The following is a 25,096-nucleotide window of genomic DNA, read 5'->3' on the forward strand; positions in this document are numbered from 1 at the left end:
CGGGCCGTGGCAGCCCCGGGTCCCACAATAAGCCGCTACGAGCGGCCACGCGCCGTGAGGCGCTCCCGGTCCGGCGTGTTCGCTAACCTCTCCGGGGTGCGTCGACTCCTCTCCCGCCTGGTCCGTCCCGGTCGCTCACCCCGCCTGCCCCGCCTGCGCCGCGCCTCTCGTGCGGCCTCGGTCCCGAGCGGCGACGTCCTGGGCTACGACCCCCGCCCCGACGGGCTCCCCGACCCGGGCGAGGTGGTGTGGGCGTGGGTCGCCTACGAGGACGACCCGCAGCAGGGCAAGGACCGGCCGGTGCTGCTGATCGGGCGGCGGGGGGACCGGCTGCTCGGCCTGATGCTCACCAGTCAGGACCACGACCGCGACGCCGCCGACGAGGCCCGCCACGGCCGGCACTGGATGGACGTCGGCACCGGCGACTGGGACCGCGAGCGCCGGCCCAGCGAGGTGCGCCTGGACCGGCTCCTCGAGCTCGACCCCGCCGGCGTACGCCGCGAGGGCGCCGCGCTCGACCCCGCGACCTTCGACGCGGTGCTGGTCGCTGCGCGGCCCTTCCTGGGTGGACCCCGCACGTAGGACCGCCGGTCGATAGGGTGTCCGGGTCCCGGCGGCGAGGTGCGGGCGGGTGCGACGGAGGAGATCAGTGGCGACGAGGCGCGGGAGCTGGTCCCGGCGGCGGACGACGTGGGCGGCGTGCCTGGCCATGACGGCCTCGCTGGTGCTCGCCGGGTGCGACGGCGACGCCGGTCCCAGCCCGGAGCCGACGCCCGACGCGCCGGTGTCCAAGGCCCGGCTGACCTTCGGGGTGTGGGGCACCGAGGACGAGCTGGCGTCGTACGAGTCGATGGTCGAGCAGTTCAACGAGACCTCCGAGACCAGCCGGGTCGTCGTCGAGCCGTACCCCGACCGCGACGCGCTCGCCGCCGCGCTGACCGACGAGGACGAGCGTCCCGACGTGTTCCTGGCCTCGCGCAGCGAGCTGGCCTGGCTGCGGGAGGAGAACCTGAACGTCCCCGTCGACGAGCTGCTCGACGAGCGGGGGGTGGCCTTCGGCGACCGCTACTCGCGCGCCGCGCTCGAGGCGTTCTCCGCCGACCGGCGCCTGCAGTGCATGCCCTACGGCATCTCACCGATGGTGATGTTCTACAACACCGAGCTCGTCGACTTCGACCGGATGGCCGAGCGCGGTCTCGACGTGCCGGCCGAGGAGCGCACCCGCTGGACCTTCGACCAGTTCGAGGAGGCCGCGCGGTTCGCGACCCGCAAGCGCCGCGGCATCAAGGGCGTCCACGTCGACCCGACGCTGCGCTCGCTGGCGCCGTTCATCTACTCCGGCGGCGGCTCGCTGTTCAACGACGCCGAGGACCCCACCAGCCTGACCCTCGCCGACGACAACTCCCGCGAGGCGCTCGCCCGCACCCTGGAGGTGCTCCGCGACCCCACGGTCACGCTGTCCGAGGAGCAGCTCGCCCGGCGCACGCCGCTGGAGTGGTTCGAGCGCGGCCGGGTCGGCATGATCGAGGGCTACCGGTCCATGGTGCCCCGGCTGCGGTCGGTCCCGGGCCTGGAGTTCGACGTGATCGCGATGCCGATCCTGGACAGCGCGGCGACGACCGGCGACATCACCGGCACCTGCATCGCCGAGGACGCCGAGAACATCCCGGCGGCCGCCGACTTCCTGGTGCACGCGCTCTCGAGCGAGGCCGTCAGCGAGGTGGCCCGCGCCGGCTACCTCGTGCCCGCCAACCAGGACGTCGCGCTCACCGACGACTTCCTGCAGCCGGGCCGCGAGCCCGAGCACGCCTCCGTGTTCACCTCGAGCGTGGCCGCGATGCGGATCCCGCCGCTCATCGACGTGTGGACCGAGCTGGACGCCGCGGTCGAGCCCACCCTCGAGGAGATGTTCACGGTGCCGGTGCTCGACGACCTCGAGGAGATCACCACCCGCATCGACGAGATCTCCCGGACGGTGCTCGACCCGCCCGACCCCACCGACGCGCCGTCGGACGGGTCCTCGGACGACTCCTCGGACGACGCCGAGGAGTAGTCGCGCGCCGCGCGCTCAGTCCTCGGGCAGATCCGCGGCGGCCGCCTCGAGCTCCTCGGGCGGCACCTCCACCGGCTCCACGTCGGCACGCAGCACCGCCTCGGTGACCACCGGGGCGGTGAGCTCGACCTGCCACGGGCGGGCACCGAGCGCGGCCAGGGCCGCCGCGACCTCGTCGGCCAGCACCTCGGGGTCGCGCGTGCGCGGCGGGGACCACAGGGTGCGGCGCAGGAAGTCGGGGGTGAGCAGGTTCTCGACCGGGAGGTGGTGCTGCTCGGCGAGCTCGGTCATCGCGGCCCGCGCCAGCACCAGGCGGCGGGCGGCGACGGGGTCCTTCTCGGCCCAGGCGCGCGGCAGCGGCGGGCCGTCGCCGCGGGGCGAGCGGGCCGGCAGCTCGCTCTCGTCGAGCTCGGCCGCGGTGCGCAGGGCGGCGACCCACTTCGAGGCGTAGCGCTCCGCGCCGCGGCCGTGGAAGCCCTTGGTCGCGAGCAGGGCGGCGCGGTCGGTCGGCAGCGCCTGGGCGGCGGCGACGATCGCGGCGTCGGGGATGAGCCGGCCGGGGGTCACGTCGCGCTGCTCGGCGAGCTGGTCGCGGGTCTCCCAGAGCGCGCGCACCGCGGCCAGCCCGCGGCGTCCGCGGACCCGGTGCATGCCTGAGGTACGCCGCCAGGCCTCGACGCGGGGGGTCGGCTCGAAGTGCCGCAGGAACTCGAACTCCTGGCGCGCCCACTCGGCCTTGCCGGCCTCGTCGAGCTCGCGGCCCAGCGCCTCGCGCAGCTCGACGAGGACCTCGACGTCCAGGGCGGCGTACTCCAGCCACGGTGCGGGGAGCGGGCGGGTCGACCAGTCGACCGCGGAGTGCTCCTTCTTCATCCGGAAGCCGAGCACGGTCTCGACCAGGGTCGCGAGCCCGACCCGCGGGTGGCCGAGCAGGCGGCCGGCGAGCTCGGTGTCGAAGAGCGCGGTGGGGTGCAGGCCGATCTCCGCCAGGCACGGGAGGTCCTGGGTGGCGGCGTGCAGGATCCACTCGGTGCCCTCGAGGACCTCCTGGAGGGGCGCGAGCGACTCGAACCCGATCGGGTCGACGAGCGCGGTGCCGGCGCCCTCGCGGCGCAGCTGCACGAGGTAGGCGCGGTTGGAGTAGCGGTAGCCCGAGGCGCGCTCGGCGTCGATCGCCACCGGGCCGGTGCCGGCGGCGAGCCGCTCGCAGAACTCCGCGAGCGCGGGCGGGGTGTCGATGACGGGGGGCAGGCCGTCGCGCAGCGTGAGCAGCGGGGCGGGCTCGGCCTCGGGGACGTCCAGCTCCTCGGGCGGGTCGCCCTCGGTGCGCTCGACGGGGTTCTCGGAGGTCAACGCGGCGTGCCCCGTTGACCCCGACGGCTCGGCATCACCGCGACCCCGTCGGGCACGGGCGGCAGGCCGGCGGCGGTGCAGAGGAGCTCGCCCCAGGCCTCGACGTGGCGGGCGACGTCGAGCGGGGTCCCCTCCTCGGCGGTGGGGGTCCAGGAGGCGCGGATCTCGATCTGCGCGGTGCCGCCCTCGCCGGCCATGCCGCCGAAGCTCTCGGTCGCGACCCGCGTGACCGAGCCGGCGGCGGCGCCGTACGTCGCGCCGTGGGCGTCGAGCGCCTCGGTCAGCCAAGACCAGCCCACCTCGGCGAGCATCGGGTCGGTGATCATCTCGACCTCGATCTCGGCACGGGCGTAGGCGACGCACCGGAAGGTACCGTCCCAGGCCTCGTTGCCGGCCGGGTCGTGCAAAAGGATGATCCGCCCGGTGCCGATGTCGGTGTCGTCGACGGTGACGTCGGCCGACAGCGCCGCGGCGTGCGGCGCGATCCGCTGGGGGGCCGGCATCTCCTCGCACAGCACCTCGGGCCGCATCGTTGCGGCGCGCATGCTCAGCACCGCCGCCCGGAACTCCGGGGGGCTCGCCGCCGCACCCGTCTCCGGGTGCGTCTCCTGACGCACGACCATGGGTTCACAGTAGGTCGGAGCGGCGCCAACCGGTGTGCAGCCACGCCGGGGCGGGTGCGAGGCTTGTCCCATGAGTACCGTCACCTCCCTCGCCGACAGCGCCTTCCTCAAGGCGGCGCGCGGCGAGCCGGTGCCGCACACGCCGGTGTGGTTCATGCGCCAGGCGGGCCGGTCGCTGCCGGAGTACCTCCGGGTGCGCGAGGGCGTCGGCATGCTGGAGTCCTGCATGAACCCCGAGCTGGTCGTCGAGATCACGATGCAGCCGGTCCGCCGGTACGGCGTGGACGCCGCGATCTTCTTCTCCGACATCGTGCTCCCGCTCAAGGCGGTCGGCGTCGACCTCGACATCAAGCCGGGCGTCGGCCCGGTCGTCGCCGAGCCGGTGCGCACTCTCGCGGACGTCGAGGCGATCCCCGACCTGACGCCCGAGCACGTCCCGTTCATCACCGAGGCGGTCCGCGGCCTCGTCGGCGAGCTCGGCGGCACGCCGCTGATCGGCTTCGCGGGCGCGCCGTTCACGGTGGCGTCGTACCTCGTCGAGGGCGGGCCGTCCAAGGAGCACGCCCGCACCAAGGCGATGATGTTCGGCGCCCCCGACGTCTGGGACGCGTTGATGCGCAAGATCGCCGGCATCGCCGCGGCGTACCTCGAGGTCCAGGTGGGCGCGGGCGCCTCCGCCGTCCAGCTCTTCGACTCCTGGGCGGGCGCGCTGACGCCGGCCGACTACCGCGAGCACGTGATGCCGCACTCCGCGCGCGTCCTCGAGCGCGCCGGTGCGCTGGGCGTGCCGCGGATCCACTTCGGGGTCGGCACGACGAACCTGCTCGGCCTGATGGGCGAGGCCGGCGCGGACGTCGTCGGCGTCGACTGGCGCACTCCGCTGGAGAACGCGATCCCGATGGTGGGGGACCGCGCCGTCCAGGGCAACCTCGACCCGACGCTGGTCTTCGCGCCGACCGACGTGATGACCGCCCGGGCCGCCGAGGTCATCGAGGCCGGGCGCGCGGCGAAGGGGCACGTCTTCAACCTCGGCCACGGCGTGATCCCGTCGACCGACCCCGACCAGCTCGCCCGGCTGACGGAGTTCGTGCAGTCCTACGAGCTCTGATCCGGGGCGGGGGTCCGCTTCGTCGTCCGCTTGGTGGTGCGCTTCGCCGCCGTCTTCGTCGCCGTCTTGGGCGCGTCCTTGGCCGGCGTCTTGGCCGGCGTCGTGCTCGCCTCGGGCGGGGTCGCGCTCGCGGTCGTCGTCCGCCGCCCGCCCTTGAGCCGCACCCGCAGCTGACCGGAGTCGGGCTGGTCGACCTCCACGAACCGCTCGCCGCGGACCAGGTCGACGAGCTTGGACGCGCCGTAGTTGCGCGGGTCGAACGACGCGTGCCGGGTGCTGAGCCAGCTGCCGACCGCGTCCAGGCGGGCCCAGCCGTCGTCCTGGGAGGTCGCGTTGATCGCCTTGGCGAGGATCGACTGCAGGTTGGGCAGCGGGGTCGACTCGTCGGGCTCGTCGGGGTCGGCGTCGTCGGCGGCGTCCACGCCGACCCGCTCGTCCGGCTCGGCGTCCTGGTCGAGGATCTCGAGGTAGATGAACTTGTCGCACGCCGCCACCAGCGACTCCGGCGTACGCCGCCGCCCGAAGCCGTAGACGGTCTTGCCGGACTCGCGCAGCCGGGTCACCAGGCGGGTGAAGTCGCTGTCGCTGGAGACGATCGCGAAGGCGTCGAGGTCGCCGGTGTAGAGCAGGTCCATCGCGTCGATGATCAGCGCGGAGTCGGTGGAGTTCTTGCGCGCGGTGTAGGCGAACTGCTGGATCGGGTGGATCGCGTTGCGGTTCAGCTCCACCTTCCAGCCGACGAGGTTCTGCGTGGTCCAGTCGCCGTACGCGCGCTTGACCGTCGGCACGCCGTACTTGGCGACCTCCTCGAGCAGCGCGGTCGCGTGGCGCGGGGAGGTGTTGTCGGCGTCGATGAGGACCGCGAGGCGGGCGTGGGTGGGGGGCACGTGCGCCAGCGTAGGCCCGGTCAGGCCGGGTCGGGTGCCGTGGGCGTCGCGACCCGGCGGCGCCGCAGCCGGCGGGCGAGCAGCCAGCACGGGACGGCGACGAGCGCCAGGACCAGCGTCCACGGCAGCACCGCGCCGACGAACGTGGCGAGCCCGACGCCGAAGGTGACCAGCGCGCCCCAGCCGGCGTCCAGCCCGGCGAGGAACCCGGTCGCGTCGTCCTCCTCGTCGTCCCGCGGCGGCCGCTTCTCGGGCGTGCGCTCCAGCGAGACCGTGATCGTCGACTGGGCGGTCTGGTCGGCGAGGAAGGACTGCTGCCTCTCCAGCGACGCGAGGTCCGCCTGACGGCGGAAGAGCTGGGCCTCGATCGCGACGACGTCGCGGATGCTCTCCGCGCGGTTGAGCAGCAGCGCGATCCGGCGGATGCTCCGGCGCTGCACGGCGACCCGGATGTCGACGTCGAGCACCTGGGTGGTCACGTCCTCGCTGGTGGAGCTGGAGGTGACCAGGTCCGCGGCGCCCTCGAGCGCCGTCATCGCCTCGGTGAAGCGGGCGGCCGGCACCCGGACCACCAGCCGGGACCGGAGGACCTCGCCCTCGGTGTCGGTCTCGGTGCGGTCCTCCTGGACCTCCCCGGCGAACCGGTCGACCACCGTGCGGACGTCGAAGAGCGCCGTCGCGACGTCGGGGCCGCGCAGCGCGACGTTCCCGGTCGAGATGACGGCGCGCGGGGTCGCCTCGGGGGCGTCGACCACCTCGGTGGCCACGTCGGCCACGCTCGCCCTGGGGCCGCCCGCGTCCGCGTCGGCGGCCTTCCGTTCGGCGGCGGCCTCCGGAGCCCTGGCGCCGTCGGCGCTGCCGTCCTCGCTGGTGCCCCCGGAGTCGTCGGACCCGCCCGACGTGGAGCAGGCCGGGAGGGCGAGGAGCGCCGCGGCGAGGACCGCGACGGCGGTGGCACGGCGGGGTCGGGTCCGGGGTCGGCTGCTGCGGCTCATGGGTCCTGGGACGCCGGGGCGGGGTGGTCGGTTCCGCGGGGCCGTCGGGTTTCCCCGGTGCACCGGGGAAACCTGATGTTCGGGGCCATCGCGACGGCCGAGAACGTCAGGGAAACCCTGAGAAGTACGGCGGGCGATGGGTCTCGGACCGGCCTGCGAGAGACTGGGAGCGTGCACCAGGTCGGTACGTCGCGGGTCGTCGTCGTGGGTGCCGGCGTCGCCGGGCTCACCGCCGCCCGTGACCTGGCCGCGGCCGGCCACGAGGTGGTCGTGCTCGAGGCGACCGACCGGGTCGGGGGCAAGCTCCGCCGCGAGTCCGTCGGCGGGGTCGTGGTCGACGTGGGCGCGGAGGCGATGCTGCACCGCCGGCCCGAGGGCACCGACCTGGCCCGCGCCGTCGGGCTGGAGGTCGAGCACCCGGCCCTGACCTCGTCCCGCATCTGGACGCGCGGCGCGATGCGGCCGCTGCCGCGGTCGCTGATGGGCGTGCCGCTGGACCTCGACCAGCTCGTCGCGTCGGGGGTGCTGAGCGAGGAGGGCGTCGAGCGGGTGCGCCGCGAGCCGCACCTGCCGCCGGAGGTGGTCGACGGCGACGTGACGGTCGGCGACCTGGTCGACCGCCGCTTCGGCACCGAGGTCACCGACCGGCTCGTCGAGCCCCTCCTCGGCGGCGTGTACGCCGGGCAGGCCCGCCGCATCTCGGCGCGCGCGGCCGTGCCGCAGCTGGTCGCGCTCGCGGAGCGCGGACCGCTGCTCGGCCACGCCGCGGCGCCGGCCACGCACGAGGGACCGGTGTTCGCGGGGCTGCCCGGCGGCATGGCCCGGCTGCCCGAGGCGCTCGCCGCGGAGCTCGACGTACGCACCCGGGTGACGGTGCGGGCGCTCGAGCGCACCGACCGCGGCTTCCGGCTGGTGACCGGGCCGACGACCGCGCCCGAGGTGCTCGAGGCCGGCGGGGTGCTGCTCGCGACCCCGGCGGCGCCGACCGCGCGGCTGCTGGCCGGGCTCGCGCCGGTGGCCGCGGCCGAGCTGGCCGGGGTCGGCTCGGCGTCCGTGGTGGTGGTGACCCTGGCGTTCCGGGCCGCCGAGGCCGCGGTCCTCGACAACGGCACGTCCGGCTTCCTGGTGCCCCCCGTCGAGGGGCGGCGGGTGAAGGCGTCGACGTTCTCGTTCGCCAAGTGGGCCTGGGTGCGGGAGGCCGGCCGGGGCGCGCTCGACGGCGAGGACCTGCTGCTGCTCCGCACCTCGCTGGGCCGGTACGGCGAGGAGGCCGCGCTCCAGGCCTCCGACGCGGAGCTGGTCGCCTGGTCGCTCGCCGACCTCGCCGACGCGACCGGCCTGCGCGCCGTCCCCGTCGACACGCACGTGCAGCGCTGGGGCGGCGGGCTCCCGCAGTACGACCTCGGACACCTCGACCGGGTCGCCCGGGTGCGCGCCGACGTCGCGCGGGTGCCGGGCCTCGCGGTCTGCGGCGCGGCGTACGACGGGGTCGGCGTCCCCGCCGTCATCGCCTCCGCCCACCGCGCCGCCGCCCAGCTCGCCTGAGCCCCCCACACCGCCGAGTCGGCGCTTGTGTCCGCTTTCTCCACAGGCGAGGGCGGACACAAGCGCCGACTCGGCGGATCGCAGGCGGGACACGGCCGGTCGTGAGCGCGTCCGCACGGCGCGGCACAATGGGGGCATGACGTCGAACGCCTCCCGGGTCCGCGAGATCAACGACTCCATCCGCTACACGATGTGGTCGGTCTTCCGCCTCGCCGACGTGCTGGGCGAGGACGCCGACCGCGAGGCCGAGGGCGCCGAGGTCGAGAAGCTGTACGCCGAGCTGGCCGAGGCGGGCGTCGTCGTCCGCGGCACGTACGACGTGGCCGGGCTGCGCGCCGACGCCGACGTGATGGTCTGGTGGCACGCGGCCACCTCCGAGGAGCTGCAGGAGGCCTACCACCGCTTCCGCCGTACGGCGTTCGGCCGCCGCCTCGCGCCGGTCTGGTCGCAGATGGCGCTGCACCGGCCCGCGGAGTTCAACAAGAGCCACGTGCCGGCGTTCCTCAACGAGGAGGAGCCGCGCCGCCACATCAGCGTCTACCCGTTCGTGCGCTCCTACGAGTGGTACCTCCTCGACGACGCCGACCGCCGCCGGATGCTCGCCGACCACGGGAAGATGGCGCGCGACTACCCGGACGTGCGCGCCAACACCGTCGCGAGCTTCTCCCTCGGCGACTACGAGTGGATCCTCGCCTTCGAGGCCGACGAGCTCTACCGGATCGTCGACCTGATGCGGCACCTGCGCGCCTCCGAGGCTCGCCGCCACGTGCGCGAGGAGATCCCCTTCTACACCGGCGCGCTCACCCCGGTCGCCGAGCTGGTCGCGAAGCTGCCCTGAGCATGCGGCTCCGTCCCGCCGTCGCGGCCGGCCTGCTGGCCGGGCTGGCGGCGTGCGGGGCGGAGCAGGACGACCCGTCCGTGGGAGCCGACGACGCCGACCTGCTGACCACGGCGTACCCGGTCACCGTGCTCGACGACGGCGACGGGGCCGAGCTCTGCCTGGGCGGCGTCGCGGAGTCGCTGCCGCCGCAGTGCAGTGGGCCCGGGGTGGTGGGGTGGGACTGGACCGACCACGCCGGCGCCTTCGAGGACGTGCGCGGCACCCGCTGGGGCGACTTCGTCGTGACCGGCTCGTACGACGGCGAGACGGTGACGCCCACCGAGGTGGTCCCCGCTGCGGACGCGACGCAGCCGGAGCCGCCCGAGGACACCCTCCCCGCGCCGGGGACCGGGACCTCCGAGCGCGAGCTGCGCCGCATCCAGCGCGCCCTGCACGACACCCCGGGCTTCCTCACGTCCGGGGTGTCCGACCAGCGCGTCGAGCTCGGCGTCGTCCACGACGACGGCAGCCTGCAGCAGCGCCTCGACGAGCGGTACGGCGCCGGGGTCGTCGTGGTCTGGTCCGCGCTGCAGCCGGTGGGCTGACCGAGAAGATTCACCGGTCGACCGGTGAAACTTCCCCTTGACCGACGAAACTCCGTCGGTCAAGCGCACAATTCACCGGTCGACCGGTGAATTGTCCCGCCCCCGTCAGGCCCCCGCGGCGGGATCCTTCGGCTCGAGCGTCAGGCTGACCGAGTTGATGCAGTACCGGTCACCGGTGGGGGTGCCGTAGCCGTCGGGGAAGACGTGCCCGAGGTGGGAGCCGCAGCTCGCGCACCGGACCTCGACGCGCTTCATGCCGTGCGAGGTGTCCTCGATGTACTCGATCGTGTCGCTGACCGGCTGGTAGAAGCTCGGCCAGCCGCAGCCGGAGTGGAACTTCGTGTCCGACTCGAACAGGGTCGCCGAGCACGCCTTGCACTTGTAGACGCCGGTCGTCTCGGTGTCGTTGTACTTCCCGGTGAACGCACGCTCCGTGCCGGCCTGGCGCAGCACGGCGTACTCGTCAGGGGAGAGCTGCTCACGCCACTCGGCGTCGGTCTTCTCCACGTCATAGGCCATGGATCCAGCGTACGGCGGGTACCCAGCCCCTCGCGCGCGGACGGGGCGTTGACGTGACTGGGAGAACGCGTGTTCACTGACCGAATGGCCACCGGCACCATTCCGTGGGACCGGGTCCGCAAGGCGGGCTCGAAGCTGACCACCCCCCTCGACCCCGACGACTACCTGCGCCTGATCAACCCGCTGTGGACCGCGCGCGAGCTGCGCGGCCGGGTCGAGAAGGTGGTCCCCGAGACCGAGGACGCCGCGACGCTGGTGATCCGGCCGGGCTGGGGCTGGCGCTACCACCACTCGCCGGGCCAGTACGTCGGGATCGGCGTGCAGGTCGACGGCAAGTTCCAGTGGCGCTCGTACTCCGTGAGCTCGCCGCCCAAGCGCAAGGGCCGCACCATCGCGATCACCGTGCGGGCGATGCCCGAGGGGCTGCTCTCGGCGCACCTGGTCAACGGGCTGGAGCCCGGCACCATCGTCCGGCTCGCGCTGCCCGAGGGCGACTTCGTGCTGCCCGACCCGCCGCCGCAGAGGATCCTGTTCCTGGTCGCCGGCAGCGGGGTCACGCCGGTGATGTCGATGCTGCGCACCCTCGACCGCCGCGGCACCATGCCCGACGTCGTCCTGCACTACTCCTCGCCCACGCCCGACCGGATGATCTTCCGCGAGGAGGTCGAGCGGCTCGCGGCGAAGCACGAGGGCCTCACGCTGCACCAGCTGCACACCGACACCGACGGCATGCTCGACCTCGCCGAGCTCGACGAGATCTGCCCCGACTGGCGCCGCCGCCAGACCTGGGCGTGCGGACCCGGCCCGATGCTCGACGCGATCACCGAGCACTTCGAGGGCGCCGGGCTCGAGGAGCAGCTGCACCTCGAGCGGTTCTCCCTCGACCTCGGCGACGGCGGCGGCGAGGGCGGCACGATCACCTTTCGCAACTCCGGCAAGACCGTCGAGGTCGACGGCGCCACCACCGTCCTGGAGGCGGGCGAGGAGGCCGGCGTCGGCATGCCGTACGGCTGCCGGATGGGGGTCTGCCACACCTGCACCGTCACGCTCGTCGAGGGCAAGATCCGCGACCTGCGCAACGGCGACGAGTTCGGGCAGCCGAACGAGCCGGTGCAGACCTGCGTCACCGCCGCCGTCGGCGACTGCGTCCTCGACATCTGAGTCCGGCACCCGCCGGACCACGAGCACCCGCAGCAACCAGCACCCGCACCACCCGCGAGCACATCCCAGCCAGATCCACGGAGGACCCATGGCCATCGCAGACGTCAAGGAGTACACCCACCTCACCGAGGAGGAGGTCGAGCAGCTCGGGCGCGAGCTCGACGCCATCCGCCAGGAGATCGAGGAGTCCCGCAACTCCGACGACGCCGCGTACATCAACCGGATGATCAAGGTGCAGCGCGGCCTCGCCGCCGCGGGCCGGGTCTCGATGCTGGCCGGCACCTGGGGTCGCCGGGTGGCGCCGCGCGCCGAGAAGCCGGCGATCGCGTTCGGCGCCGTGTGCCTGGGGGTCGCCAAGATCCTCGAGAACATGGAGATCGGCCACAACGTCATGCACGGCCAGTGGGACTGGATGAACGACCCGGAGATCCACTCCTCCAACTGGGAGTGGGACACCGCCCAGCCCGCGGAGCAGTGGAAGCACTCCCACAACTACATCCACCACCAGTTCACCAACGTGCTCGGCCACGACAACGACATCGGGTACGGCATCCTGCGGATGGCCCGCGAGCAGCGCTGGCACCCCTACTACCTGGGGCAGCCGGTCTACAACGCGATGCTCGCCTCGCTGTTCCAGTGGGGCGTCGCCCTCCACGACCTCGACCTGGAGCGGATCCGCAAGGGCGAGAAGGACCCCGTGGTGATGAAGCGCCAGCTGGGGCAGATCCTGCGGAAGGGCCGCGACCAGGTCCTCAAGGACTACGTCGTCTACCCGGCGCTCTCCGGGCCGCGCTGGCGCGAGGTGATGATCGCCAACGCCTCGGCCAACTTCGCCCGCAACCTGTGGTCCTACGTGATCATCTTCTGCGGCCACTTCCCCGACGGCGCCCTGCACTTCACCGAGGAGGAGCTCGAGGACGAGACCCGCGCGGAGTGGTACCTGCGCCAGATGCTGGGCTCGGCGAACTTCGACGGCGGCCGGCTGCTGCACATCCTGAGCGGCAGCCTCGGCTTCCAGATCGAGCACCACCTGTTCCCCGACCTGCCGAGCAACCGCTACCCCGAGATCGCGGTCAAGGTGCGGGCGCTGTGCGAGAAGTACGACATCCCGTACACCACCGGACCCCTGCACCGGCAGTACGGCCAGGCGCTGCGCACGATCATGAAGCTCTCGCTGCCGAACTCCTGGACCGAGTCCGACCAGCACGACCCGCCGACGCCGTCGCGCGACCGCAAGCGCCGCTCCGACGACGAGCGGCCCTCGCGGATGCGGGAGCTGGGCGCCTACGCCCGCAGCTCCTCCGAGCGCCGCCACCGCGACGACTGACCCACCCCCCTTCCCCCATGAGGAGCACCACGATGGACCCGGCGCCCCGCGCCTTCGCCGACCTGCCGCGCGACCCCGAGCTCGGGACGCCGGTGCCGTTCGCCTGCGGCACCGACGACCCGTACGGCGGCCCGCGCGACGGGTCGGCCCCCACCGCCCGCCGGCTCGACGGCAGGCGGGTGACCCAGTGCGCGCTGAGCCGGGTCTGCGGGGTGTGCGGCGACGGCCTGGGCCGGCCGATCGCGTTCCTCGGCACCGAGGTCGAGCAGGGCCGCAACGCCTTCCACTTCCCGCCGGCCCACGTCGAGTGCGCCGAGGCGCTGCTCGCGGCGTACGACGGGGTCGACGGCCCGCTGCTCGGCCAGGACGAGGCCGGGCCGTGGGTGCTGGTGACCACGGCCGCGTTCGAGTTCGTGCGGCCGCGCAAGGAGGACCTGGACCGGCGCCCGACCTTCCAGCCCACCGCGCTCCTCGGCGTCCCCTGACCTCCACCCGGCGAGGGAGCGGGGCCGCTAGCGTGGCGGCATGGCGAAAGCACCAGCGGCGGAGGTCGACGCCGGCGGGCGCGCGGTGCGCGTCTCCAGCCCCGACCGGGTGATCTACGAGGCCACCGAGCGGACCCCCGAGGTCACCAAGCTGATGGTGGCGCAGTACTTCGCGTCCGTCGACGACGGGCTGATGCGGGCGCTGCGCGACCGGCCCACCGCGCTGGAGCGGTGGACCTCCGGGGTCCGGCCCGGCATGAAGCTGGCCACCGGTCCGCAGGACAAGGACGCCGACGCGTTCTACCAGAAGCGGGTGCCGAAGGGGGCTCCCGACTACCTGGAGACCGTGCAGGTGACCTTCCCGTCGGGGCGCACCGCTGACGAGATCTGCCCGACCGAGATCGCCGTCCCGGTCTGGTGCGCGCACATGGGCACGCTCACCTTCCACCCCTGGCCGGTACGCCGGGGCGACGTGGACCGCCCCGACGAGCTGCGGATCGACCTCGATCCCCAGCCCGGCACCACCTTCGCCGACGCCGTCCGGGTCGCGGGGCTCGCCCGCGAGCTGCTCGAGGAGCTCGGCCTGGTCGGCTACCCGAAGACCTCCGGCAACCGGGGGATCCACGTCTACGTGCGGATCGAGCCGCGCTGGGAGTTCGTCGACCTGCGGCACGCGGCGATCGGCTTCGGCCGCGAACTCGCCCGGCGCGACGACGGCGTCACGGTCGACTGGTGGAAGGAGGAGCGCGGCGAGCGGATCTTCGTCGACTACAACCAGAACAACCGCGACCGCACCATCGCCTCGGCGTACTCGCTGCGGCCGGTGCCCGGCGCCCCGGTCTCCACGCCGCTCACCTGGGCCGAGCTCGCGGAGCTGACGGACCCCAAGGAGCTGAACCTGTTCACCGTCCCCGAGCGGCTCGCCGACACCGGCGACCCGTGGGCCGGCATCGACGACACGGCGTACTCCCTCGAGCCGCTGCTCGCGCTGTGGGAGGAGCAGGGCGCGGTCGAGCTCAACTACCCGCCCGACTACCCCAAGATGCCGGGGGAGCCGCCGCGCGTGCAGCCGAGCAAGAAGGTCGCGTCCCACTGGGACGAGGACGGCAACCGCGTGGAGTGAGGCTTCAGGCCGGGTGGTCGACCAGGGTGATCGCGTACTGCCCGGGGCCGAGCGCCGCCGGCGCCGAGTGCGCCATCTCGCGCCAGCCCTGGTCGTGCAGGTTCCGCGCATAGGCGCGTACGTCGGCCGCGCGCGACCCGATGAGGAGCAGGTGGCGGCGCTGTGCGTCGCCGAGGTCGTCGAGCCCCACGACCGGGTCCAGGTCGTGGGCGACGACGGTCCCCGCGGCGTCCAGGAACTGGGCGCGCAGCAGGGAGCCGTGCACCCAGACCGACGCCCGGGCGTCGTGGACCTCGTCGGCCGGCGGCGCAGCGGTCAGCAGGTCGGCACCCATCGCTCTCACGCACGGCAGGTTAGCGAGCCGCCCGCGGCTCCCGGCCGCAGGTGGGTACCGTCGGGCCATGGCTGTCTATGACTCGAACTTGCAGGCCGCGGTGGACGCGACGTCCGTGGCGAAGGACGCCGGCGAGGCCGGCGACGACCTCGTCGGCTACCTCCGGGAGCAGCTCGCCGAGCGCGACATCGAGACCTCCGACGAGGAGTGGCTCCAGCGGATGGCCGAGGGGATCCGCGCGAACCCCAACTACATGATCGAGAGCGAGCCGCACGACTACGAGGCGCACCGCCCGATGCAGAGCGAGCTGAAGCAGGACTGACCCACGGCGTCGGACGCCGCACATCACCCCGAAATGACAAGAGGCCCGCCGGGCGCCTCGTGCGAGGCGCCTGGCGGGTTCCCCCCGTGGAAGCCGACGCGGTCCCCCCGGACCGCAGAGCATTCCCCCCCGGGTGCTCCAGCTTCCTGTCAGTTCCCTTGCGGGCCCGTTCGTCGGTGCTCCCCCCGAAGCTCCGGCCGTCCGGCTCAGCGTCCGGCGTGTGGCCCGGACTGGCTGATGACCAGAACACTACGGAGCCGTGGTCCACGGAAGATCCACACGACTTCCATGCTTCGGTAACAGATCCGGAAGCGTGACGGGCTCCCGGGGTCAGACTCCGGTGACGCCCTCGCCCCAGCCGGCCTGCTCGTCGAAGCTTTCGTGCTCCAGTAGGTGCAGGACCGGGACGCCGATCTTGCGGCGGGCCCGCGAGGTCCAGTCGACGTGGAAGAACTCCGCGACCACGTGCGGGCGGGTCAGGATGATCGCCTCGCGGCCGTCGACGGCCTTGACCTTCGCCTCGAGCGCGTCGATCGGCGACTCCGAGACGACCTCGCCCCGGGCCTTCGCCCCCGCGGCGCGCAGTGCCTCGAGGGTGGCGCGCAGGTCGGCGGAGGACCGCTCCTCGCAGTCACGGCGGACCGCGGCCAGGTCGACCTCCGACATCGCCGCGGCGGGGGAGGCCATCATCTCGCCGGCGGAGATCGAGCCCATCGCGGACTCGATCCGGGCGGCGGCGTCCTCGAGCGGCAGCAGCACGTGGTAGGTCACCGGCTCGTCGAGCCCCTCGTGCAGCGACCGCACCTGGGCGGCGTCCGCGGGGGTGAGAGCCTGCTCGACCAGCAGCACGACGTCGTAGTCCTCCATGGCCCCGACCATAGACCGCTCAGGCGCCGGGGTCTGCGCCGAGCACCTCGGCGAGGTCGTAGCCCACCGGCTCCTCCAGCTGCTCGTAGCCGCACGACTCCGGGTCGCGGTCGGGGCGCCAGCGCTTGAAGTGCGCGGTGTGCCGGAAGCGGCGGCCCTCCATGTGGTCGTACTTGACCTCCAGGACCCGCTCGGGACGCAGCGGCACGAACGAGAGGTCCTTGCCCTGGCTCCACCGGCTCTGGGTGCCGGGGACCCGGTCGGGGTTGGCGGTCAGGAACTCCTGCCAGTGCCCCCACGGGTGCTCCTCGATCGGGCACACGAGCGGCTGCAGCTCCTCGATCAGCTCGGCGCGGCGCTTCTCGGTGAAGCTCGCGCTGACGCCGACGTGCTGGAGCCCCTCGGGGGTGTAGAGGCCGAGCAGCAGGCTGCCGAGCAGCGGCCGCTCGGGGGTGCTGGTCTTGTGCTCGCGGTAGCCGGCGACCACCACGTCCGCGGTGCGCTCGTGCTTGATCTTGAGCATCGTGCGGCCGTGAGGGGAGTACGGCGCGCCGACCGGCTTGGCGATCACGCCGTCGAGGCCCGCGCCCTCGAACCGGGTGAACCACGCCTCGGCCTCGGCCGGGTCGGTGGTGGTGCGGGTCAGGTAGCAGGGCCCGGTCAGGCCGCCGAGCGCCTCCTCCAGCGCGGCCCGCCGCTCGGCGAACGGGCGGTCGACGTACGACGTGTCGCCGAGCGCGAGCAGGTCGAAGACGACGAACCCGGCCGGGGTCCGCTCGCTCAGCGTCGCGACGCGGGAGGCGGCGGGGTGGATGCGCTCCTGGAGCACCTCGAACTCCAGCCGCTGGTCGACCGCCACGAACAGCTCGCCGTCCAGGACGCAGCGCTCCGGCAGCTGTTCGCGGACCGCCGCGACGACCTCCGGGAAGTACCGGGTCAGCGGCTTGGTGTTCCGCGAGGTCAGCTCGACCTCGTCGCCGTCGCGGAAGACCAGGCAGCGGAACCCGTCCCACTTCGGCTCGAAGCTCAGCCCGCCGTGCTTCGCGGGATCGGGGATGCCGGAGACCGACTTGGCCAGCATCGGCTGGACGGGTGGCATGACGGGCAGGTCCACTCCGGCAACCTACCCGCCGGCGGCGCGGGACGTCGTACGTCGTGGTCGCGATCGCCGCCGGCTCGTAGGACGTCCCGGGGGGCGCACCCGTCGCCCGACGGGCCTAGGGTGTTCTCGCAATCCCCGGTTGGTCTGCCGGCAGGGCCCGCCTGACTTTGAATCAGGATTAGCGACGATGGTTCGACTCCATCCCGGGGAGCTCCGGCCCGCTGCACGCTCTGTGCTCCGAGGCTGATGTCGAGGCCGCTGCCGACCGCACGTCGGCGAGCCCCCGGCGTACCCCCTCCGCGGCCGCCTGCTGCGGCGGCACTTCTCAGGGATTCCTGCACCTTCTCAGGCATCGCGACCCCTGAGAACGTCCGGTTTCCCCGGTGCACCGGGGAAACCTCCACCCCCCCGGGCCACCCCACCCGCCGGCGTGTCGCAGCCCTTCGGCTTGCTTTTTGTGCCGAAAGTCCATCAAACTAGTTGGATTACTTCAACAAGCTGGGCAAGTTAAGGGGACACCTTGAGCGCGCTGACCTTCCACTGGTTCCTGCCGACCAACGGCGGCGACGGCCGGCACGTCGTGGGCGGTGGGCACGGCGTCGAGGCGCAGGCGTCCGGCCGGCCCGCGAGCGTGCCGTACCTCGGCCAGATCGCCCGCTCCGCCGAGCAGCTCGGCTTCGAGGCCGCGCTGACCCCGACCGGCGCCTGGTGCCAGGACGCCTGGGTGACGACGGCGATGATCAGCAGCCTCAGCGAGCGGCTGAAGTTCCTGGTGGCCTTCCGCCCCGACTCGGTCTCGCCGTTCCTCGCGGCGCAGATGGCGGGCACCTTCCAGAACCTGTCAGGCGGCCGCCTGCTGCTCAACGTCGTCACTGGCGGGGAGGACCACGAGCAGCGGATGTACGGCGACTTCCTCGACAAGGACGCCCGGTACGCCCGGTGCGACGAGTTCCTCACGATCGTGCGCGCGCTCTGGACCGGCGAGACCACCAACCTCGACGGCGTGCACCTCAGCACCGAGGACGCCCGCCTGGCCCAGATCCCCGACCCGCTGCCCAAGATCTACTTCGGCGGCTCCTCGCCGGCGGGCATCGCCGTCGCCGCGAAGCACGCCGACGTCTACCTGACGTGGGGCGAGCCGCCCGCCGCGGTCGAGGAGAAGATCGCGCGGGTCCGCGCCGCCGCGGCGGAGCAGGGCCGCGAGCTGACCTTCGGCATCCGGCTGCACACCATCGCGCGGCCCACCTCGCAGGAGGCCTGGGCCGAGGCCGACCGGCTGCTCGAGCACATCTCCGAGGAGGACATCGCCCGGATCCAGGCCGGCCTCAAGCGCACCGCCTCCGAGGGTCAGCGCCGGATGCTGGAGCTGAACCAGGGCTCCAAGGACGGGCTGGAGATCCACCCCAACCTGTGGGCCGGCATCGGGCTGGTCCGCGGCGGAGCCGGCACCGCCATGGTCGGGTCGTACGCCGAGATCGCGGACCTCGTCGAGGCCTACCAGGCCGTCGGGATCAGCGAGTTCGTGCTGTCCGGCTACCCCCACCTGGAGGAGGCCTACTGGTTCGGCGAGGGCGTGCTGCCCGAGCTCGCCCGCCGCGGCCTGTGGTCCCACCCGGCGCCGGTCCAGAGCAGCACGTCGGTGCCGTTCGGCGCCGCACGCCCGGCGGCCGCGTCGTGACCGCGGTCGACACCGCCACCCGGGTGACGCCGGCGGCGGGAGCGCTCGAGGGGACCGCCGCGACGACCTCCCGGCGTCCCCGGGCCCGGTCCACCGTCCTGGGCCCGCGCGCCCTGCAGGTCATCCGCTGGCTCAGCCCGGTCGCCGCGATCGTGCTGTGGCAGGTCGCCTCGGCCACCGGGTTCCTCGACGAGCGGACCCTCGCCTCGCCCGTTCAGCTCGCCGGGACCGCCCGCGAGCTCCTCGAGTCCGGCCAGCTCCAGGAGGCGGTCGCCGTCTCCGCGCGGCGGGCCGCGATCGGGTTCCTCCTGGGCGCCGCCGTCGCGATCGCGCTCGGCACGGTCGTCGGCCTCAGCGGCCTCGGCGACGCCGTGATCGACCCGCTGGTCCAGATGCTCCGGACCCTGCCCCTCTTCGGCCTCGTGCCGCTGTTCATCATCTGGTTCGGCATCAAGGAGGAGCCCAAGATCTACCTGGTCGCGCTCTTCGTGGTGGTGCCGCTCTACCTCAACCTGGTCGCCGCGCTGCGCGGCGTCGACCCCGACCTGCGGGAGGCGGCCCAGGCGCTGCGCCTGGACCGGCTCGAGCGGCTGCGCCACCTCTACGTGCCGGCCGTCCTGCCGGGCGTGCTCGTGGGCCTGCGCCAGGCGCTCGGCATGGCCTGGATCGCGCTGATCGTCGCCGAGCAGGTCAACGCGGGCGCCGGCCTGGGCTACCTGATCAACAACGCCCGCGACTTCCTGCAGACCGACATCATCGTCGTGGGGCTGCTCTGCTACGCGGTCCTCGGCCTGCTCACCGACTCCGCCGTACGCCTGCTGGAGCGCCGCGCCCTGCGCTGGCGCGACGAGGGGAGGACGGCATGAGCGCGACCGACGAGCGCCCCGTGGCGTCCCTGCGCGGCGTACGGCGCGCCTTCGGTGACCGCGAGGTGCTGGACTCGATCGACCTGGACATCCACGCCGGCGAGTTCGTCGCCCTGCTCGGTCACTCCGGCTGCGGCAAGTCGACCCTGCTCCGCATCGTCGGCGGGCTCGACCAGGGCGCCGAGGGGGAGGTCCGCACCGGCTCCGCACCGGCCGTCGTCTTCCAGGACCCCCGGCTCTTCCCGTGGCGCACGGTCCTCCAGAACGTGACCCTCGGGCTGCGCGGGTCCGACGAGCGGGCCCGGGCGATGATCGACGAGGTCGGCCTCGGCGGCCGCGAGGACGCCTGGCCCCGCCAGCTCTCCGGCGGCCAGCGCCAGCGCGTCTCCCTCGCCCGGGCGCTCGTCCGCGAGCCCGACCTGCTCCTCCTCGACGAGCCGTTCAGCGCCCTGGACGCGCTCACCCGGATCTCGGCGCAGGAGCTCGTCCGCACCCTGGTCGACGTCCACCGCCCCGCCGTGCTGATGGTCACCCACGACGTCGAGGAGGCGCTGCTGCTCGCCGACCGCGTGCTCGTGATCGCCGACGGCGGCATCGCGTACGACGAGGTCGTCCCGCTGCCCCGGCCCCGGCGCCGGGACCACCCGGAGATCGTCCGGCGACGCGCCCACCTGTTGGGCGTCCTCGGCGTCGACGAGGGCGCGCTCGCGCCCGCCCGCTAGCCACCACCCGCCTCACCACCCGCCGAACCACCCTGCGACCAGACGGAGAACCGATGTCCCACGCCCCTGCCCGAACCCGCCGCACCCTCGCGGCCGCCGCCGCGTCCGTGACCGTGCTCGGCCTGCTCGCCGGATGCGGCTCCGACTCCGCGGACGCGGGGGAGGGCGGCAAGCCGGTCCTGCGGGTCGGCGTCCAGAAGGACGGCATCCGCTCGGTCCTCACCGAGGCCGGGCTTCTCGAGGACCTGCCCTACGAGATCGAGTGGTCGGAGTTCACGGCCGGCCCGCCGATCATCGAGGCGGCCGCGGCCGACCAGATCGACGTGGCCTGGGTCGGCTCGGCCCCGCCGATCTTCGGCGCCGCCGCCGACGCGGCGTTCAAGGTCGTGGCCACGGTCGAGGAGCGCGACCAGAAGCAGGACTCGATCCTGGTGCCGGAGGGCTCCGACGTCACCTCGGTCGCCGACCTGAAGGGCAAGACGATCGCGGTCGCCAAGGGCACCTCGGGCCACGGGCACCTGCTCCTCGCCCTCGAGGACGCCGGGATGACGCTCGACGACGTGGAGCCGCAGTACCTCGCCCCCGCCGACGGCCTGGCCGCCTTCCAGTCCGGGGAGGTCGACGCCTGGGCGATCTGGGAGCCGTTCGTGACCCAGGCCGTCCAGGAGGACGGCGCGGTCAACATCACCGCCGACCAGGGCGCCGCGACCGACCCGTACCTGCAGTTCGAGATCGCGTCCTCGGCCTCGCTCGAGGAGGAGGACACCCGCGAGTCGATCGAGCACTTCGTCGGGCTCCTGGAGGAGGGCTTCGCCTGGGCCGTCGACAACCCGGAGAAGTGGGGCGAGGGCTGGGCCGAGGAGTCCGGCCTGCCGAGCTCGACCACGATCGCCGTGGCCACCAGCAAGGCCGCCGACGTGGTCCCGGTCAGCGAGGAGCACATCGCCTCCGAGCAGCAGCTGGCCGACGCGTTCTTCGAGGCCGGGGAGATCCCGGTCGAGATCGACTTCGCCGACCTCGTCGAGCCCGGCCTGATCGACTGATCCCGTCCGGGTGCCCCGCCCGGGCTGAGTAGGGTCGCCCCCATGAGCGAGCTGACCGTGGTGGTCCTGGTCGCGGGTGCCGGCACCCGGATGAAGTCGAAGACGATGAAGGTGCTCCACCCCATCTGCGGGCGGAGCATGGTCGGCCACGTCCTGAACGCGGTCGCCGCGATGGAGCCCAGCCGGGTGGTCGCGGTCGTCGGGAACCAGCGCGAGCAGGTCGGCCCGCACGTCCAGGAGATCCTCCCCGACGCGATCCTCGCCGTGCAGGAGGAGCAGCTCGGCACCGGCCACGCCGTCCGGGTCGCCGTCGACGCCGCCGGGGTCAGCGAGGGCACCGTGGTCGTGGCGTACGGCGACACCCCGCTCCTGGAGGGCGAGTCGCTGCGGGCCTTCGCGGCCGAGCACGAGGCGGCGCAGCGGGCGGTGAGCATCCTCAGCGGGATCGCGCCCGACCCGTTCGGCTACGGCCGGGTGGTGCGGGACGCCGACGGCGACGTCGTGGCGATCGTGGAGGAGAAGGATGCCACCCCCGAGCAGCGCGAGATCACCGAGATCAACTCCGGCATCCTCGCGCTCGACGCGGGCTTCCTGGTCGAGGCGCTGCCGAAGCTGCGCAACGACAACGCGAAGGGGGAGTACTACCTCACCGACCTGGTCGGCCTGGCCCGCGACGCCGGGCTGACCGTGGGCGCGCACGTCCTCGACGACGTCCGACAGACCGAGGGCGCCAACGACCGCGTGCAGCTCGCCGAGCTCGGCCGCGAGCTCAACCGCCGGATCCTGCGCCGCTGGATGCGCGACGGCGTGACCGTCGTGGACCCCGCCACCACCTGGGTCGACGCCGACGTCGTCCTCGCCCCCGACGTCACGCTCCTCCCGGGCACCCAGCTGCTGGGCGCCACCGTGGTCGGCGAGGACGCGGTGGTCGGTCCCGACACCACGCTCAAGGACTGCGAGGTCGGCGTCGGCGCGCGCGTCGTCCGCACCCACGGCGAGCTCGCGGTCGTCGGCGCCGACGCCACCGTCGGCCCGTTCTCCTACCTGCGGCCCGGCACCCAGCTCGGCGCGGACGGCAAGATCGGCGCGTTCGTCGAGACCAAGAACGCCGTCATCGGTGACCGGGCCAAGGTCCCGCACCTCTCGTACGTCGGGGACGCCGAGATCGGCGAGGGCACCAACATCGGCGCCGGCACGATCTTCGCCAACTACGACGGCGTCGCCAAGCACCGCACGACCGTCGGCCGGCACGCGCGGACCGGCTCGAACAACACCTTCGTCGCCCCCGTGACCATCGGCGACGGGGCCGGCACCGGCGGCGGGACCGTCGTGCGCCAGGACGTCCCGCCCGGTGCCCTGGCGGTGAGCAGCGGCGCCCAGCGGAACATCCCCGACTGGGCGCAGACGCGCCGCGCCGGCACTCCGCAGGCGGCGGCCGCCGAAGCGGCGGCGAAGCGAACGGCGGGTGGAGGAGAGGAGTCTCACAACGGCGACCCCGGAGTTGGGGACGTGGGGCAGCCAGGGGCAGAATCGTCCTCATAACCCCTCCGCGACCCAGGAGCACCTCGTGACCGGAATGAAGAAGACCACCGAGAAGAACCTCATGGTCTTCAGCGGCAGGGCCCACCCCGATCTCTCCGAGGAGGTGGCCTCGCTGCTCGGCACCGAGCTGGTGCCGACCTCGGCGTACGAGTTCGCCAACTCCGAGATCTACATCCGCTACGAGGAGTCGGTCCGCGGCTGCGACGCCTTCGTGATCCAGAGCCACACCGCTCCGATCAACGAGTGGATCATGGAGCACCTGATCATGGTCGACGCCCTCAAGCGGGCGAGCGCCAAGCGGATCACCGTCGTGCTGCCGTTCTACGGCTACGCCCGCCAGGACAAGAAGCACCGGGGCCGCGAGCCGATCTCCGCGCGGCTGATGGCCGACCTGTTCAAGACCGCCGGCGCCGACCGGCTGATCGCGATCGACCTGCACGCCGACCAGATCCAGGGCTACTTCGACGGCCCCGTCGACCACCTGATGGCGCTGCCGATCCTCACCGACTACGTCAAGGAGCACTACGGCCGCGAGCAGCTGTGCGTGGTCTCCCCGGACGCCGGCCGGATCAAGGTCGCGGAGCGGTGGTCGGCCAAGCTCGGCGGCGTGCCGCTGGCGTTCATCCACAAGTCCCGGCGCACCGACCGCCCCAACGAGACGGTCGCCAACCGGGTCGTGGGTGAGGTCGCGGGCAAGATGTGCGTGCTCACCGACGACATGATCGACACCGGCGGCACCATCGTGAAGGCGACCGAGGCCCTGATGAACGAGGGCGCCGCGGGCGTGATCATCGCGGCCACCCACGCGATCCTCTCCGACCCCGCGGTCGACCGGCTCAAGAACAGCCCCGCCACCGAGATCATCGTGACCAACACCCTGCCGATCCCGCCCGACCGCGAGTTCGACAAGTTGACGATCCTCTCGATCGCCCCGCTGGTGGCACGCGCGATCCGCGAGGTGTTCGAGGACGGCTCGGTCACCTCGATGTTCGACGGCCACGCCTGAGGATTCCACCCGTCCCGGGGGCGGGTGAGCCCTAGGCTCGCGCGGTGACCGCTGTCGAGGCCCGGGACCTGCACCGCACCTTCCGCACCCGCACCGGGGTGCTGCGCCGCAGCGCCAAGGAGGTCGAGGCGGTCCGCGGCGTCAGCTTCACGATCGAGCCCGGCGAGCTGTTCGGCCTGCTCGGCCCCAACGGGGCGGGCAAGACCACCACGATCAAGATGCTGATCACGCTGCTGCTCCCGACATCGGGGTCCGCGAGCGTGCTCGGGCACGACGTCGTCGACGACGTCCGCGAGGTGCGGCGGCGGATCGGCTACGTCTTCGGCGGCGACCGGGGGCTGTACGAGCGGCTGAGCGCCCGGGACAACCTGCGCTACTTCTCCGAGCTGTACGGCGTGCCCCCGCGCGAGCAGCGCACCCGGATCGCGGAGCTCCTCGACCTGGTCGGCCTCACCGGCCGCGAGAAGGAGCGGGTCGAGGGCTACTCCCGCGGCATGCGCCAGCGCCTGCACATCGCCCGGGGGCTGCTGCACGACCCCGACGTGCTCTTCCTCGACGAGCCGTCGATCGGCATCGACCCCGTGGGCGCCCGCGAGCTGCGCGGCACCATCGCCGGGCTGACCGCCGTCGGCAAGACGGTGCTGCTCACCACCCACTACATGTTCGAGGCCGACGAGCTCTGCGACCGGATCGCGGTGATCCGCTCCGGCGAGATCGTCGCCGAGGGCACGCCGGCGCAGCTCAAGCGGCTGGTCGGCGGGCACCGGGTCCTCGAGGTCGAGACGTACGGCGTGCCGCCCGAGACCGTCGCGGCGGTCGGGGCGCTGCCCGGCGTCCGCCACGTCGCGGTCGAGGAGCGCGGCCAGCTCCAGGTGCTGCTCCTCCAGGTCGCCCCGGACGCCGAGGTCGCGCAGGCGGTGCTGGCCCGGCTCGGCGAGGTCCGGGTCGGCCGGGTGAGCGCCCGCGAGCCCACGCTCGAGGACGCCTACGTCGAGCTGGTGACCGGGTGA

26 protein-coding genes and 1 tRNA gene are annotated in these 25,096 nt (G+C 73.3%); 19 read left to right on the plus strand and 8 right to left on the minus strand.

Annotated elements, in window-relative coordinates:
• Positions 1-96 precede the first annotated feature (96 nt).
• Both H4O22_RS04770 and H4O22_RS04775 read left to right on the plus strand, forming a co-directional pair.
• Complete coding sequence (locus H4O22_RS04770) at positions 97-582, plus strand: type II toxin-antitoxin system PemK/MazF family toxin (protein WP_244963106.1); 486 nt, start codon at positions 97-99, stop codon at positions 580-582.
• A gap of 127 nt (positions 583-709) precedes the next feature.
• Positions 710-2,053, plus strand: a complete 1,344-nt coding sequence (locus H4O22_RS04775; protein ID WP_182525908.1) for an ABC transporter substrate-binding protein — start codon at positions 710-712, stop codon at positions 2,051-2,053.
• A gap of 15 nt (positions 2,054-2,068) precedes the next feature.
• Here H4O22_RS04775 and H4O22_RS04780 read toward each other — a convergent pair whose 3' ends face one another.
• Positions 2,069-3,406, minus strand: a complete 1,338-nt coding sequence (locus H4O22_RS04780; RefSeq protein WP_182525909.1) for an HRDC domain-containing protein — start codon at positions 3,404-3,406, stop codon at positions 2,069-2,071.
• Complete coding sequence (locus H4O22_RS04785) at positions 3,403-4,029, minus strand: DUF3000 domain-containing protein (protein ID WP_182525910.1); 627 nt, start codon at positions 4,027-4,029, stop codon at positions 3,403-3,405. The genes H4O22_RS04780 and H4O22_RS04785 overlap by 4 nt, the downstream gene beginning before the upstream one ends.
• A 70-nt stretch (positions 4,030-4,099) precedes the next feature.
• Between H4O22_RS04785 and hemE the strand changes: the two genes are divergently transcribed.
• Positions 4,100-5,137: a uroporphyrinogen decarboxylase gene (gene hemE / locus H4O22_RS04790; RefSeq protein WP_182525911.1), complete on the plus strand. Its 1,038-nt coding sequence runs from the start codon at positions 4,100-4,102 to the stop codon at positions 5,135-5,137.
• On the opposite strand, the gene H4O22_RS04795 is transcribed toward hemE, so the two are convergent.
• Both H4O22_RS04795 and H4O22_RS04800 read right to left on the minus strand, forming a co-directional pair.
• Positions 5,125-6,024 carry an NYN domain-containing protein gene (locus H4O22_RS04795; RefSeq protein WP_182525912.1) on the minus strand — a complete coding sequence of 300 codons (900 nt, stop codon included), beginning with the start codon at positions 6,022-6,024 and terminating at the stop codon, positions 5,125-5,127. The genes hemE and H4O22_RS04795 overlap by 13 nt on opposite strands.
• A 20-nt stretch (positions 6,025-6,044) precedes the next feature.
• The gene (locus tag H4O22_RS04800) at positions 6,045-7,019 is read right to left on the minus strand and encodes a DUF4349 domain-containing protein (protein ID WP_182525913.1); all 975 of its coding nucleotides are present in this window, start codon (positions 7,017-7,019) and stop codon (positions 6,045-6,047) included.
• 171 nt (positions 7,020-7,190) lie between these two features.
• Between H4O22_RS04800 and hemG the strand changes: the two genes are divergently transcribed.
• The 3 genes from hemG to H4O22_RS04815 all read left to right on the plus strand — a co-directional run bounded on the left by hemG (position 7,191) and on the right by H4O22_RS04815 (position 9,989).
• Complete coding sequence (gene hemG, locus H4O22_RS04805) at positions 7,191-8,564, plus strand: protoporphyrinogen oxidase (protein WP_244963107.1); 1,374 nt, start codon at positions 7,191-7,193, stop codon at positions 8,562-8,564.
• A 136-nt stretch (positions 8,565-8,700) separates the two neighbouring features.
• Positions 8,701-9,402 carry a hydrogen peroxide-dependent heme synthase gene (gene hemQ, locus H4O22_RS04810; RefSeq protein ID WP_182525915.1) on the plus strand — a complete coding sequence of 234 codons (702 nt, stop codon included), beginning with the start codon at positions 8,701-8,703 and terminating at the stop codon, positions 9,400-9,402.
• 2 nt (positions 9,403-9,404) lie between these two features.
• Positions 9,405-9,989: a hypothetical protein gene (locus H4O22_RS04815; protein ID WP_182525916.1), complete on the plus strand. Its 585-nt coding sequence runs from the start codon at positions 9,405-9,407 to the stop codon at positions 9,987-9,989.
• Between the two features lie 105 nt (positions 9,990-10,094).
• Here the strand turns inward: H4O22_RS04815 and msrB are convergent, their stop codons facing one another.
• Positions 10,095-10,508: a peptide-methionine (R)-S-oxide reductase MsrB gene (msrB, locus tag H4O22_RS04820; RefSeq protein ID WP_182525917.1), complete on the minus strand. Its 414-nt coding sequence runs from the start codon at positions 10,506-10,508 to the stop codon at positions 10,095-10,097.
• Positions 10,509-10,577: 69 nt separating this feature from the next.
• Between msrB and H4O22_RS04825 the strand changes: the two genes are divergently transcribed.
• From H4O22_RS04825 to H4O22_RS04840, 4 genes are all read left to right on the plus strand, one after another.
• A complete protein-coding gene (locus H4O22_RS04825; RefSeq protein WP_244963108.1) occupies positions 10,578-11,669 on the plus strand; it encodes a ferredoxin reductase in 1,092 nt (363 codons plus the stop codon).
• Between the two features lie 88 nt (positions 11,670-11,757).
• Positions 11,758-12,996, plus strand: coding sequence for a fatty acid desaturase family protein (locus tag H4O22_RS04830; RefSeq protein ID WP_182525918.1), 1,239 nt, complete (start codon positions 11,758-11,760; stop codon positions 12,994-12,996).
• A gap of 17 nt (positions 12,997-13,013) precedes the next feature.
• The gene (locus H4O22_RS04835) at positions 13,014-13,481 is read left to right on the plus strand and encodes a hypothetical protein (protein WP_182525919.1); all 468 of its coding nucleotides are present in this window, start codon (positions 13,014-13,016) and stop codon (positions 13,479-13,481) included.
• Between the two features lie 40 nt (positions 13,482-13,521).
• The gene (locus H4O22_RS04840; protein ID WP_182525920.1) at positions 13,522-14,604 is read left to right on the plus strand and encodes a DNA polymerase domain-containing protein; all 1,083 of its coding nucleotides are present in this window, start codon (positions 13,522-13,524) and stop codon (positions 14,602-14,604) included.
• Between the two features lie 4 nt (positions 14,605-14,608).
• On the opposite strand, the gene H4O22_RS04845 is transcribed toward H4O22_RS04840, so the two are convergent.
• Complete coding sequence (locus H4O22_RS04845) at positions 14,609-14,947, minus strand: hypothetical protein (RefSeq protein ID WP_182525921.1); 339 nt, start codon at positions 14,945-14,947, stop codon at positions 14,609-14,611.
• 58 nt (positions 14,948-15,005) lie between these two features.
• Between H4O22_RS04845 and H4O22_RS04850 the strand changes: the two genes are divergently transcribed.
• Positions 15,006-15,260 carry a hypothetical protein gene (locus tag H4O22_RS04850; RefSeq protein ID WP_182525922.1) on the plus strand — a complete coding sequence of 85 codons (255 nt, stop codon included), beginning with the start codon at positions 15,006-15,008 and terminating at the stop codon, positions 15,258-15,260.
• Positions 15,261-15,590: 330 nt separating this feature from the next.
• Here the strand turns inward: H4O22_RS04850 and H4O22_RS04855 are convergent, their stop codons facing one another.
• Both H4O22_RS04855 and H4O22_RS04860 read right to left on the minus strand, forming a co-directional pair.
• Entirely contained in the window at positions 15,591-16,127 is a 537-nt protein-coding gene (locus tag H4O22_RS04855) for a hypothetical protein (protein ID WP_182525923.1), read from the minus strand.
• Positions 16,128-16,146: 19 nt separating this feature from the next.
• A complete protein-coding gene (locus tag H4O22_RS04860; RefSeq protein WP_182525924.1) occupies positions 16,147-17,241 on the minus strand; it encodes an ATP-dependent DNA ligase in 1,095 nt (364 codons plus the stop codon).
• A 120-nt stretch (positions 17,242-17,361) separates the two neighbouring features.
• On the opposite strand from H4O22_RS04860, the gene H4O22_RS04865 reads away from it, so the two are divergent.
• The 8 genes from H4O22_RS04865 to H4O22_RS04900 all read left to right on the plus strand — a co-directional run bounded on the left by H4O22_RS04865 (position 17,362) and on the right by H4O22_RS04900 (position 25,096).
• Positions 17,362-17,440, plus strand: a tRNA-Gln gene (locus H4O22_RS04865).
• A 309-nt stretch (positions 17,441-17,749) separates the two neighbouring features.
• Complete coding sequence (locus H4O22_RS04870) at positions 17,750-18,907, plus strand: LLM class flavin-dependent oxidoreductase (protein WP_182525925.1); 1,158 nt, start codon at positions 17,750-17,752, stop codon at positions 18,905-18,907.
• Entirely contained in the window at positions 18,904-19,773 is an 870-nt protein-coding gene (locus H4O22_RS04875) for an ABC transporter permease (protein WP_244963109.1), read from the plus strand. Before H4O22_RS04870 ends, H4O22_RS04875 begins: the two co-directional genes overlap by 4 nt.
• Positions 19,770-20,495 (plus strand): ABC transporter ATP-binding protein, encoded by a 726-nt coding sequence (locus H4O22_RS04880; RefSeq protein ID WP_182525926.1) that lies wholly within the window; start codon positions 19,770-19,772, stop codon positions 20,493-20,495. The genes H4O22_RS04875 and H4O22_RS04880 overlap by 4 nt, the downstream gene beginning before the upstream one ends.
• A gap of 53 nt (positions 20,496-20,548) precedes the next feature.
• Positions 20,549-21,538, plus strand: a complete 990-nt coding sequence (locus H4O22_RS04885) for an ABC transporter substrate-binding protein (RefSeq protein WP_182525927.1) — start codon at positions 20,549-20,551, stop codon at positions 21,536-21,538.
• Positions 21,539-21,580: 42 nt separating this feature from the next.
• Entirely contained in the window at positions 21,581-23,080 is a 1,500-nt protein-coding gene (gene glmU / locus H4O22_RS04890) for a bifunctional UDP-N-acetylglucosamine diphosphorylase/glucosamine-1-phosphate N-acetyltransferase GlmU (RefSeq protein ID WP_182525928.1), read from the plus strand.
• A gap of 34 nt (positions 23,081-23,114) precedes the next feature.
• Entirely contained in the window at positions 23,115-24,086 is a 972-nt protein-coding gene (locus tag H4O22_RS04895) for a ribose-phosphate diphosphokinase (protein ID WP_182526961.1), read from the plus strand.
• Between the two features lie 44 nt (positions 24,087-24,130).
• On the plus strand, positions 24,131-25,096 hold the full coding sequence (locus tag H4O22_RS04900) for an ABC transporter ATP-binding protein (protein ID WP_182525929.1): 966 nt from the start codon (positions 24,131-24,133) through the stop codon (positions 25,094-25,096).

Origin of the sequence: Nocardioides dongkuii (genome assembly GCF_014127485.1) — a bacterium.
GTDB classification, from domain to species: domain Bacteria; phylum Actinomycetota; class Actinomycetes; order Propionibacteriales; family Nocardioidaceae; genus Nocardioides; species Nocardioides dongkuii.